We start from the raw sequence: 12,984 nt of genomic DNA on the forward strand, positions 1-12,984 counted from the left end.
ATCCGTGAAGTCGTGTGGGCTCATAGCGATCATCTACCGTGATCTGGGCCAGGATGAGGGGCGCACCCGCCTGCGCGGGAGGATCACGGCTGCGCCGCTGATGCCGACCCTACCGGCACTCGGTGGCATGGCGTTCATATCTCGAGCCGGACCAGGCGGGCCGTCAGGTCGACCGCTCTCTGACTGTTGGTGGCTCGATTCTCCCCGCGGCGAGAGGTCGGGGGCGCCGGGCAGATGCCCGGGCCGGGCACGGCGTCATAGTGCACGAGCAGATAGACGTCGCACAGCCGACGGACCTCGGGTGGGAAGGCGAGGACGCCGAGATCGAGGCGATCCCCCGACCCGTTCCGGTCGGGGTCGAGCTCCACGAAGCCGTGGTACTGGCCGGGCCAGGCGCTGTCGCCGACGCAGACCACCGATGAGACGCCCTCTCGTGAGGTCGATGGATCGAGAGCGGTCAGGCGTTGACCTGCGTAGAAGGTCACCGTGTGGTGGGTCGCGGTCGCGGCGTCGGGTGCCTCGAAGAGGATCTCGATCCGGGTGGGTGCGACGGCCCGGTCTCCGGTGAGGTACGGGAAGATGTGCCGCTCCAGGGCCAGACCCAGCAGCTGTGTGGTGCCCCCCGCCCGCTCGACGGTGCGCCATTGCCCGCCGAGTTCGCGGACGGCGTCGATGAAGCGCGTGCCGTCGCCGGTGAGGTGTTGGCGGGCGCATTCGGAGGCGGCGGACCGTAGGAGGTCGCCGCCCTCGCGGGAGGTGTAGCTCAGGTGCAGTATCACGTCGCTCAGCTGCTCGAAGTCGAAGTGGTTGTTCTCGGGCGGGAGATCGATGCGCCACCGGCTGACGGCGCCGGCGAGTTCGAACGGCAGGTAGCGCTGGTCGTCGAAGTCGAGGCGGAACAGCCCGGTGTCGGACTGGCCCGTCGAGGTGGCGATCGCGTCGGTGGCGGCGTAGCTGGTGACGACGCGCTCGTCCTCGGCCAGTGGTGGGTAGCCGTTGTTGCAGGCCTGGTGGTCGCAGCACCGGTGGGCAGGCTGCTTCAGCTCCGGGCTCACCCGGGTGGTGCTTGACATCAGTGTCAATCGGCTGTGGATGCCTGTGTAGGGCCCGACGACCGACGGGATCGAGAGGGAGACGCTCTTGATGCGGCGCATGTACTGACCCGGGTGATCGAGGTCGAACAGCCATTCGGGAAGGTCGATCTCGGTTTGGCCCGTGGCTCGCAGCTGCAGGAGGGCGGCGGGGAAGTGCTGGCGCAGCGAGACATGTTTCGTGAGCTCGTACTCACGGACGTTGCTGTCGTGGTAGGCCTTCTCCATCTGGCGGATGGCGAGTGACAGGCGTTCGCCGCTGAGAAGCCCCTCGTGCAGGCTGTCCCAGGCATCGCTGGGCACGAACCGCGCTGCCGGGTGGCCGCGTTCGACGTTGAAGGCGTGTTCGGCCTGGAGTGCGCAGTGTAGTGCCAGCTCGTACATGCGGTGATGGAGCGCCGCCGTCTCCTTCTGCAACCAGAGGTAGGTGGCGTGGCTGGTGAACTTGTCCCGCACGAAGTCGTGGATCTCGGCGGCGTTCTCCATGGTCTGCCGGTGGTTGTTGAGCTCGCGCAGGGCGATGTCCCGCCGGCGCTCGGCGGCCAGGATCTGGCGTTCGATCTGCGCCACCTCGATGGTGAGCACGTCGACCTGGTGTTGCCATTCGTCCTCGCGCCGCACCCAGCCGTCCTTGGTCAGCCCGAGGCCGGCCATGGTGTTCACGACGTCGGCCGCGGTCCGGACGATGGTCCCGGCAGCCGCGAACATCATGGCGGCCTTCTTGCCGGGCGCCAGGGTGAAGAAGCTGGCCGGGAAGCCCATGTTGGGGTCGGGGGCCATGTTCATGGCCTGGCCGATCGCCTCCACGGCGTTGGCCGCGGAGCGCAGGCCGGTGGAGGTGATGGTGAGCGGCTCGTAGCCGGCCTCGCCGGACAGGAGACCGACGGCGATGAGGTTGCGGTACCACTGCAGCTTGGTCGTCGCGATCGCCTTGGCCTTCTGCAGTGCCTGGACCTGCCAGTCGGCCTCTCGCCACTGGTCCTGGCGGATCCGCAGGGCCAGGTCGCCGAGCTGCCGCTCGTGCAGGACGCGCAGCTGTGCCAGGTATTCGGCGTCGCCTCGTTCGTACGCCGAGATCAGCTGGCTGCCGAGCGCACGCACCTCCGAGGCCATCTCCTGGGCCCGCTGCGCCAGGAACTGGAACCGGTAGGGGCTGGCGGGGCGACACCAGAACGCGGTGTCCAGGCAGGCATCGCCCTCGGCGGTCCAGGCGATCCAGTGGTCACGCAGGCGTGGGTCCCCGAAGTACGCCAGGTCGCGGTTCGGGGTGCCGCCGTGGCGCCGGTGGGCGTTGAGGCAGGCGCGCAGGAGCGACAGCCGGTCGTCGATGCGCTCGTACAGGCCGAGCAGCCGGGGGTTGAGGGGCGCGCAGGCGAGCGTGGCCTGCGCCACCGGCACCGCCTCGCCGTCCTCGGCCGCCTCGCCGTCCGCGCCGGCGTCGAGGACGGTGCGCGGGACGTCGCCGAGGATGCGCCGGGCTGTGTCGGCGAGGAGCCGGGCGTGCTGGAAGGCCTCCGGCGTGTTCCGGGCGAGTAGCGCGTCGGTCCACTCGGCCAGGATCTCGAGGTAGGTCAGGACGACCGCGCGCCGTCGGGCCGCATGGTTGCCGGCGGGTTCGCTCGGGCAGCAGCAGCGGCTTTCGACAGGCAGCGGCTCGCCGTCGTCGTCATCGTCGTGGGCGTCGCAGGTGGCCCAGGTGTTGTCCTCGTCGAGGGGGCGGGCGACGAGTTCCAGCCACTTGAGCGCCTCTTCGTAGCGGCAGTGGGTGCGCAGGTGCGTCGCCACCGACAGCACCGGGGCCAGGATGTCGCGGGGCAGGATCGGCGCCCCGGGGCTGGCCCAGGCGAAGTAGGGGAAGGCGGCCAGGCCGCCGACGGGTTCCGGCGGTGGTGCCGGCACCACCTCGGGCACGGTGACGGCGTCGTCAGGCGCGAGGTCGTAGCGGAAGCCCGCCGGTGGATCATCTGGAAGACCCACCGACGTCTCGCCGCCGGTGACGGAGAACGCCAGCGAGTCACCCACCCGTCCGGTGAAGACCAGGGCCGGTTCGGCGCCGTCGGAGACCCGCACCCCCTCGGCCGACTGGCGGTGGGTTCCGAACTCGCCGTTGTGGACACGGCACCAGTGCAGGTGCACGGTCCGCCGCGGCGCCCAGGCCAGCAGCCCCGGGAGCGCCGCGGGACGGTGCCAGTCCGACAGCGGGTCGCCGGTGATCTCGGCGGCCGGGTCGTCCGGCACGGTACGCCACTCCGCCACCTGCTCGACCGGGTCGTACTGCTCGGAGACCTCGAGCCAGAAGTAGTACTCGTCCATCAGCGCCGGGTGGGCCTTCCCGCACTCCTGGCAGCAGGAGGCGGCCGACGTCTGGTCGTGCGCCGGCCGGTGGCTGGTCGAGGCCTGCGGCAGGCCGGCGGCGGCGACGCGGACGAACCGGGCGCCGAGGCGGACCGCCGCCTCGATCCACATGGGGAACGGGGGATTGGATCCGTCCTGCGTGTCCTCGCCGTCGTCGCGGATCCGGCCTCTCGGGCGGTGGGTGGCGGGGGCCAGCCAGCTGGTCCGCGCGTGCCGGTTCGGAGTGCCGAGCACCCCGAGGCCGTCGGCGGGCGGCGCCACGAAACGCATGGTCGCCGGCTCGCGGGCCTGGAGCGGCGTCGCACCGCTCTGAGGCGGCAGGCCGGGGGTCGGCCAGAAGGCGAGGCTTCCGGGTTCCGGCAGGGTCAGGTCGGCATGGCGCAGCTCGGAGGTGAGGAACCGGAACGCCTCCGACCCGCGGGCCTCGGCCTGTTCGTCCCACTGGATCCAGTTCTCGCGGTAGATCTCCCGCCGCCGGCACGCGAGCCAGGTCTGGTACTCGGCGAAGCGGCGGTCCCAGACGAGGGCGAACGACGGGCCGGGGGAGAACGCCGGTTCGAGTCCCAGCCGGGCTCGGCTGACGAAGAGCTGCACCGCGCAGATGGCCTCCTCGATGCGGCTGGCCTTCTGGCAGATGCCGGCCTCGACGTCGAGGAGCAGCAGCTCGGACAGGTCGCGGGCCGTGGCGGCGAATCCTCCCCACGGCAGGGCCACCCGGTCGAGGCGGGTGAGATAGGAGACCAGGGCGGCGCGGCCCCGCTCCCGCAGGCCGTCGTTCACGTTCCGGATCTCGGTGTACCGCCGTGGCGCACCGTTCTCGATGCAGTCGTCGCGGTAGAACCGGGTCAGGTTCTCCAGCCCCGCCGTCTCAGGGCCGTCGGAGGCCCAGAGGAAGACCGCGGCGGCGCGCGGGTCACGGCTGAGGAACTGGTGCTCGCGGGCCCGCACCCAGCGGTCGGCGTGCCAGACCCGGACCGTCCAACGGTCGTCGCTCAGGTCCTCGCTCGTGACGTCGTAGGAAAGGCCGGCCTCCGCGGGATCGAAGTAGCGCAGGACCGACTCCTGATGGTCGATCCGCACACCCAGGTGCCTGAGGAGATGCGCCGGGTTGTCCTCGTGGGCCTCGTGCGCCTCGTGGAACAGCAGCCACAGGGGCAGCTCCGGGCCACGGGTGGCCGCCGCCCGCATCACCGTGTAGTCGAAGAGACGCTCCCACCAGTCGAACAGGGCGGCGCTGCGCCGCCGGGACGGGGCGGCGCGCTGGTCGACGGCGGGCGACGGCGGGTGGTAGACGTCGGCGACCGGCCAGAAGTTGACGTCGAACCATGCCTGGTGGGCGACGATGCCGCCGCCGTCCCGGGCATAGGACCGGCCGGCGAAGGCCTCCGGCCGGGAGAGGATGTAGGCGAGTTCTGACTGTCCGTCGTCGGCTTCGGGCTTCGCTCCGAGGCCGAGGCGGTGGGCGAACAGCAGGGCCTTGAAGGCCCGCTGGTAGGTCCGGCGGATGTCACGGACTGTCGGGACGTAGCGGTTGCGGAGCGCGGCCAGCAGGGCGGCGGGGGAATCCGCGTCGAAGCCGTCGTCGAGCCCTGCTGCCTTGTGCCCCACGAACAGTCTGTCGTTGGGGATCGGCCGCCAGCCTCCGTCGGTGTCGGGGCCTTCGTAGCTGAGCTGGATCCCGGTGGTCTGCGGATACACGTCCTCGGGGCCGTCGAAGGTGACGGGCAGGCGTTCGAAGGTGATGGCGAGCTCGTAGAAGCCGCGTTCCAGCCGCGCGGGCGCCGAGCAGTCCGGCGGCGCCTCCTCCGCCGGCCAGTCGTGCGCCAGCAGCACCCAGGACCGCTGCCCCTGCCTCAGGGTGACGCACCAGCGGTGGAAGCGCCGGATCGCCTCGAAGTCGGGAAACCCGCCGTCGGTGGTGGGCGCGCCTACCCGGAAGCCGTAGGCACCGGGCTGCTCGATCAGTACCAGTCCGGACCAGGTCAGGCGGAACGGCTCCGCGCCGCCGAGGGCCAGACCATTGGTGTTCGCCATGGCGAAGCCGTTGCGGATGGCGGCGTACCGGAGCTGCTCGGGAGCGAAAGCGGTGTCCATGGCGGGCACCACGGTGGGCACCGGGCTCATGGCCGTGTTCTCGTGCGGCCCGAAGGCCTCCGTCCCGCCTCGGGTCTCCCGCCACCGGAGGGCATCGGTGGCGGAACGGTACTCGGCCAGCATGCCGGTGCCGGCCACCCCGAGGAGGGCGTGGAAGGCTCCTCCGCCGGGGGTCGGGGCCCACCTCACGGCCGGCGGCTGACCGCCGTCGTCCTCCCACGGCGTCAGGGCCGTGTTCTCATCGGCCCGGAGATACCTGAGGACGAGCCTCGCCGCGGTGGCGCTGTCCGGTCGGTCTCGCCCGGTGACCCGGGCGACGTGGCCGGCGAGGTGCGAGGCGATGGCGTCACAGCGGGCCAGGAAGCGGGCGAACGCGTGTTGGAACCAGGACCAGCGGGCCGCGGCGTCGGTCTCCTCGATGAGGTGCCGCTCGGCCTCCGCCTGGTTGTCGAACAGGAAGGAGAAGAAGGCAAGCTCCGCCCGAGGCAGGTGGTAAAGCTCGCTGACCGCCGCCTGCTCGGCCGGGCTGAGCTGGCGGACACGGGCCAGTTTGGCGAGGACGTCGGCGTCGGCCAGCGGGACGTCGCACCACAGGACGCCGGCAGCGGGGTCGTGGCGGAACGGGCCTTCGGGAGGGGTGTTCCAGAGTTCCGTCGAGGTCCCCGCCAACGGTGTTCTGTAGCGCCGCTGCGCGGCCGTGACGGGGACGCCTTCGGCGATCAGGACGTCAGGGAAGAAGTGCCGACCGAACCGATCCCACTGGTCGCCGTCCGGAGGCAGCGGCAGCCCGACCTCGGCGTGCAGGCGCTCCCCCATCGCCGTGAAGGTCCAGGCCCGGGCCGCCGCGTCGTCGACCTCGACGGCGAGGAGGCGCTCCCGCAGCGCGAACAGGTTGTCCGGGTCGTCGTCGGGTGCGGCGAACGGGAGGTCGAGCGCCTCGTTCGCCGGCTGGAGCGGAAAGGGGTCGCCCCCTTGGATCTGAGGATCGGCTGTGAAGAGGAACAGGATCTCGCCGACCTCGAAGTCCGAGGCGTAGATCTTGGCCAGGATCTCGGCGAGGCGGAGGGTGTGGGTGGGTCTGGCGTCCCACGTGTCCCCCGGCGTCTGCGGATCGAAACCGGCCAGGCGTGACAACGGGTCCAGATTGTCCTTGAGCAGCTTGATGAACTCGGGCGGGCGGGGTGTGCAGCCATAGGTGTAGACGGCGTAACGCTGGATCTGGTTCAGCAGGTGCCGGACGGCCCACTCCCGCCGGGCGGCCCCCGGAACCCAGAACGCCAGGAGGTGGGTGCGGTCAGCCCCACCATCAGCCCCACCGGTGGCCGGCTCCTCCGTCGGCGTTCCATCGGTCAGGTCGAGCTCGAAGTCGCGACGCAGCATGAGGAAAGCGGCCAGCTGACGGGCGAAATCGCCGTTGACGGCCGCTCCGTCGTAGAGGGCCAGCACCCTCGCGATATCGGCGAGCTCGGCGAACGACAGCGCCGTCTCCGGCCGGGCGTTCAGCCGGCGCCACAGGCGGATGAACGCGTTCAGGCGCTCGAGCTCCTCGGCGGGATCCGCGGAATCGGGGAAGACGATGGTGAAGTCATCGAGACAGCAGGGCTCACAGGCGGGCAGTGGGCGTTCCTGCGGATGGCGGAACGTGAACGACACGTAGTCGGCGAGCCACAGCTCGCGGAACTCGCAGAAGCTCAGACCGGTACGTTCAAGGAACGTCGGAAGGTCGGTGACGGAGCTGATCCAGCTCTCGTCGTCCCGACCGAAACCGAAATGGACCGGCAGAGTCGCCGGATCGAGCCCCCGGGGGGTGTAGAGGACGTCGTACTCCTCGGGACTGATGCCCAGGTATTCAAGTGCCAGGGGGAGGCGGACCGGATACCGCCACAGGTGCGTCTGGAAGTCGCCCGGCTCGGACGACGGGTCGAGCACCAGCTCGGTGATGTGCCGCCGGCCGCGCCGCATGGTGGCGTAACGGCTTGTCCCCAGCGCGTCCAGGTAGGTCCGGGCGATGTCGAGAGGCTGGTGGTAGGGCAGCAGCCAGGACGAGAAGTCGCGGCGGAGCACCTCCCACGCCCCCGGAGCCCTGGTGGGTGTCGCCGGTGTGGAATGCGCGGGCAGCGCCTCGAACAGCGTCGTCGCGTCGTGGGACACCCCGCCCGCCGGGGCGGCGGTGTCCAGGGCGTGCCCGCCGAGGGTACCGGCCGCGGTGTCGTACACGACACCGGAGGTGGCCTGCCCGGCCACCAGGTGCTCGAGACACTCGTTGACGCGGTCGATGAGCGGGATCGGCACGTCGACGTTGGAGGCGCTGGCCAGAAGATCACCGACAGGCCCACGCCGGGAGGCCACCAGGTCCGACAGCGACGCACCTCTGTCGACAGGCAGCGGTTCCTCGCAGCTGGACCTGCCTGTGGCCCGCAGCAGTTCCTGCAGATACGCCACCGGACCCAGGGCCGACCGGTGCCGGGGCGGGACGCAGTCGGTGAGCCGCCCGTCCGGGTTGACGGCGGCGAAGGGGCCCGCAGGCTCGGCCGGCTCCGCGCCACGGGCGCCGGCCTGCGTCCAGATGGCCTCGGCGTGATCGAAGGCGACACTGCCCTGCAACGCGTCCCGGAACCCGTCGAGGGTGAGGCTTTCGAAACCGGCCGCGGTGATGAAGCCACGGGCCCACAGAGCCTCGATGACCGAGAACTGGAGCTCGGCCGGGACGCCGGCGACGAGGGCGACGACATCGCGGATGCGCCTCAGCCACGCGGTGACCTCGGCCTGGGCGTCGGGGTCACCGGGCAGAAGCAGGTCGAGCGCCGGCGCGAGCGTGGTTTCCGTCCACGTCCCGAAGTCGAAGTCGGGCAGGGCAGCGATGAGCGCGTCGACCAGGGTGCCGGGCGACCGGTCCAGCAGCGGGGCGCCGAGCGCCGTCGGCGGCGGCGGTGTGTCGGCGGTCTCGGTGAGGTCGAAAAAGCGCCGAAGGCCGCGGATGAACGCGTCGATCCGCTCGCTGGTCGTCCCAGGAGCGGTGAACGGCGGCAGCCTGGTGGGGTCGGCGGCGAGCAGCGTGGCCCAGTCCTGGTTCGTCTTCGCGGCCAGGTCCGCCACGGTGGTCACACCGAACGCGGCGTCCTCGACGGCGTCGACGAGCGGCTGGTGGGCGTCCGCGATCGCACCGACCACGACGTGGAGATGCCCGGCTGCCCGGCTGCCGTTCAGCGAGGCCCAGAACGCGTCGATGTCGTCGCCGGCGAAGGCGAGCCACCCGGAGAACAGGGCGTTGACCGGCGCCGGTGCCGGCGCCAGCTCGCAGGTGGGGGTGCCGAGGTCGTTCAGCCGACCCAGGAGCTGCAGCCGGCGGGCCGCCTGGTACCGGTTCGCGGCGGGCGGCTCGCTGATGACGCCGTCGGCGACCGCCTGCGAGAAGGCCCTCACGGACTGGGCCTCCCCGTCGAGCACGGCCAGGTCGTAACGCTGCTCGCGCTCGACCTGGTGGGGCAGCACCGCGGCCAGCGCGTAGAAGTACGCCGCCGGAACGACCGGCGCGGGTGCGAGCGGCGCCCCGCCGGCACCGGTGAGGAACACGCGACGGTGCCGGTCAGGGCGGTCGGGGAAGACGGGGAACGTGAAGCCGGCACGTGTGGCGGCGGCCGACCGCCGCTCGCACCAGATCGCGGCCGACAGCGCGTAGACGAACTCGGTGAGGCGATCGGATTCGGTGTTGCGGGCGACGTGGTGCATGAGCAGCTCGCCCTCGAACACCTGACGCTGCCGCTCCTCGTTGCTGTCGGCAGCGTTCGGACCGGTGTAGATGGCCTGGAACACCTGACGCTGCCATTCCTCGGCATTGTCGGGAGTGTCCAGACCGGTATCGATGGTCCCCTTCGCCGCATCGGGCTTCGGCGGCGGGTACGCGACGCGGTTCCACGCGATCTCACGCGCGACATGGCGCGCCTGCTCGAACGTGAGATCGGCGATGCCCGCGGTGGAACCTGGATCGTCGTCGAGGACATCCTCCACCGCCGCCCGCAACGCGTCGAAGTTGGGGGCGGTGCCGTCCTCGGGCAGGGTGAACCCGGCTCCCGTGCCGTGACCCGATGAGGGGAGCTCGAGGTAGAGACTCACCGGGGCCAGCTCCGGATAGTCGTTCGGATCGGCCGGGACCGGCGCCGGCGCGACCGGCACGTTGTAGTACAGCTGACGATGGACGATCTCCCCGTTACGGGCGATCACAATGCGGACATCGACGGTGTCGTGCTCGCCGCCCGCGGGCGGGTCGGGCACCTCGATGACCGCGGTCGCGACGGCGAATATCTTGGGTATGCGCTGGCCGGGCGTCGGGCCTTCCACCATCCCGACGTGCTGCGTGACCCGCGTGTTCGCATTCGGCAGGTAGTTCGCGGTGCCGAAAGCCGGCCCCGCCCCGGCCGGGTCCGAGAAGGACAGCTCGTGCGCCGCGATCGAGAGGTTCGGCAGGTATTCGTCCTGGAACGAGTTGGCGGTGACGGAGACATCAGGATGCAGGCGAATCACCAGAAGAGTGGGCATCGGTGCTCCTCGACACTGAAAGCGACTCGCCGACGACCGGCCCCCGTCGGAGCCACGTCAACGAAGGCGGTAAGAAGGACTATCCCGGTCGGGTTGGCGAGTGGGATCGGCGGATAGTCAAGTTGGGGGAACAGGTCATCGAGTCGTCGACCGTCGAAAGACTCCACCCGAGACCGAACGGCCCGTTACCCGCCCCCGAGTCGTAGCCGAGCGTGAGCTGAGGGCCGAATCCGGAGCGACCGGGACTGGCGGCGATCGGCACCGACACGGTGCCCGTGCCACTGACCGGGTTCGCGGCCAGCTTCTCGCCGATACCGCGAATGGCACCGCCGCCCTTCGGCAACGCAAGAGAAGACGCGACCACCTGCGGCGATGCCGAAGCAGAGTCGGCTCCACCGCCCGCACGCCCGTTCGCAGCTGACGCCGCCATACGCCCCCCCGAGCTTGCGCCGAGAGCAACCGCCCGAGGCCCTAGCGGCATAGTAACCCCGAGGAACGTGACGTACGTCAGAATTCCCCAGACGGACACCGAGCGTCGTCACGTCTCCGGACGCGAAGAGAAACGCCGACCTTACCACTCCCACGATCATGGTGACCAGGCGGACCGGAGCGAACGGACCTACCAGGCGCTCAGAACGTGCGTTCGACGTAGTGGATGATGTTGCCAGTCGAGTTCTAACCGGGCATCCCCCTGGTCGACACCCGCGCGGCAACGCTCCGTACCTGCCGAAGCCCTGGACCGACGACCCGATCGGCTCGCCGCGGCCAGCGTCCCTGACGGGACCGGCTTCCGCACCAAGCCAACCCTCGCCCTACCGGTGATCGTTTCGGTGCCGGGCAACGGGTGTCCGCCGGCTGGGTGACGGTTACAAAGTCGATGGAGCTGACCCGCGCCTGCGCGCCGATCTCGTCCGACGCGCGGCCGCCGCCCTGGTCCTCGCCCGCCGTCCGCGGTTGCCCGGCGTCCCCCGCGCCGACCTGGCTGGTGCCAACCCTTACCGTCCCTCCAGCGTCACCGTCCTCGACCTCGCCAAGGCCGATCTCCGGACCGTCGCACCGGCCGGGTGCGAGCCTCAGCCATACCGGGCCGAGCGAGGCGGATTCAACCAGGCGCCACTGGGTTGACACAGGGCAGGTAGACGTGGCGTGTGGGGTACGCGGCGGCGTGGCTACCGAACGGTCTTCGCTCTACGCGAACCTGCCATTGCCAGAGCGTAGATGATCATTTGCTGTTCTCCGCGTCTTCGCTGCTGTAGATGCCATCCCAGCCATCGATGGAGAATCCGTGTCCGACTTGGATCTGTGCGACAGCCGCGGCCGTGTAGCCGACCGTGTTGGGTGGCAGCTTGTCGGGGTCAGCCCAGAAGAGGCCGGCGCATTTCGCGGGCTCGCGGTTACGCGGCTCTCCTTCCCACCGGGTAGCTCCAAAAAAGAAGCCGATGCGGGCCTGCCCCTGCGGGTTGCGGTGGTGCACGACATGCACGAAATGAAGGTTCTCCTTCCGGAGAGTGACGCCGACCTCCTCGTGGGCTTCGCGGATGGCGCCATCCACCACGGATTCACCTTCTTCGAGATGGCCGCTGGGTGGGCAGAGCTGCCCGTCGGCGTACCCGGTGTTGGCGCGTTCCAGGAGGAGAATCTTGCCGTCTCGTCGGAGCAGGACGTAGACGTCAACGATGCTTCGGTAACGGTCCGGCACAGCTCTCCTACAACATGTGGTGGAGTCGAGTAGGGAGTCCGTCAGCAAGGGCCGATGAGGTGCGGGTCGGTGCGGGCGTGAGACGAACGGCGTTTCTCTGATCATGTCCTTGGTCCTGTGCTTGGCTCAGTTCCAGAGACAGCTCGACGACGAGTCTGCGCAGGGTCGCGGCGGCGGCGCGTTCCTCGGCCAGCTCGGCTTTGGACGCGGCGAGTTTCTGCATGAGGTCGGCGTTCTCCTCGGCGAGGTCCCGCAGGGCGGTGGGTGTGGAGTTCTGTGCCTTGACCAGCGTGCGGAAGACCTCGACCAGGTGGGAGTGGTCGGCGTAGACGACGTCGCGGCGCAGGCCGGACTCGACGATCAGCTCGGTGACGGTGAGTTTGCCGGAGCGGGACCGCAGTGGGGTTCCGGCAAGCAGCCGCGCGGTCGCGGCCTCGATGGCGGATCTCTCTGCCGGCGGATTCCGGGGCTGGCGGGTCATCACTGGTCTGCCTGGTCTGCCCGACGGGGCGAGGTCGAGATGTGCCGGTCGATGGTGGCTTTCGCGGCTTCGGCCTGTGCGTGCGCGCGGTCGCGGAGCGGCTGCGGTGTCAGCGGGTCGCCGATGGTGGCGTCCAGACGATTGAGCCGTGCGCGGAGCTGGTCGATGCCGCGGTCGGTGTAGGCAAGGTTGGGGCAGGTGGACCGGCAGTGGAACTCCTGCGGCCCGTCGGGGGTGAGCCCCTGCCGGGCGAGGACGCGGCGGCATTCGGCGGTCTCGGCGCGGTAGACGCAGGTGAGGCCGTCGCCATGATGGACATCGGGGTCCGAGCTGGCGAGGAGCCGCCGGGCGTTGCGGGCCTGGTTGACAACGCGGCCGTGGAACCGTGCGCCCCGGGTGCGGTATTCGGCGGCGGCGGGTCCGCTGATGTGCTCGCCGTCGGTGAGGAGCCGGGTGTCGGTCTGCGTCTGTTCGATGACCAATTCCAGGCGTTCGACGGCGAGGTCGTCGAGCCAGGAGGTGTCCGCGGCGCCCGCGTAGCTCAGGGTGACCTTGGTGTGGACATGGCCGTATTGCAGGGCGGCGGCGATGAGGCCGCCGGGGGCGGCGGACGATGCTGTGGGCGAGGGTGCGCCGGAAGCGGGTGGCGCGCAGGTGCTTGGTCGGATCGGGTGGGATCGGCAGGGTGCCGTCCGGGTGGGTGAAGGTCGTGTTGACCCAGGTGATGA

The 12,984-nt window shown here is 70.3% G+C and carries 4 protein-coding genes and 1 pseudogene; all 5 read right to left on the minus strand.

What is annotated here, in order from left to right:
* Nucleotides 1–134 precede the first annotated feature (134 nt).
* Complete coding sequence (locus AC08OP_RS02515) at nt 135–10,076, minus strand: Tc toxin subunit A-related protein (protein WP_476612726.1); 9,942 nt, start codon at nt 10,074–10,076, stop codon at nt 135–137.
* Between the two features lie 79 nt (nt 10,077–10,155).
* Nucleotides 10,156–10,557: a SpvB/TcaC N-terminal domain-containing protein gene (locus tag AC08OP_RS02520; protein ID WP_476612729.1), complete on the minus strand. Its 402-nt coding sequence runs from the start codon at nt 10,555–10,557 to the stop codon at nt 10,156–10,158.
* Between the two features lie 741 nt (nt 10,558–11,298).
* The gene (locus tag AC08OP_RS02525; protein ID WP_476612727.1) at nt 11,299–11,775 is read right to left on the minus strand and encodes an NUDIX hydrolase; all 477 of its coding nucleotides are present in this window, start codon (nt 11,773–11,775) and stop codon (nt 11,299–11,301) included.
* Between the two features lie 7 nt (nt 11,776–11,782).
* Nucleotides 11,783–12,256 carry a hypothetical protein gene (locus AC08OP_RS02530; RefSeq protein ID WP_476612728.1) on the minus strand — a complete coding sequence of 158 codons (474 nt, stop codon included), beginning with the start codon at nt 12,254–12,256 and terminating at the stop codon, nt 11,783–11,785.
* Nucleotides 12,256–12,984 (minus strand): annotated as a pseudogene (locus tag AC08OP_RS02535) (hypothetical protein); the annotation flags it as partial. The pseudogene AC08OP_RS02535 and the gene AC08OP_RS02530, both read right to left, overlap by 1 nt.

The sequence above is a fragment of the Frankia sp. CeRuru1 genome, from assembly GCF_977966315.1.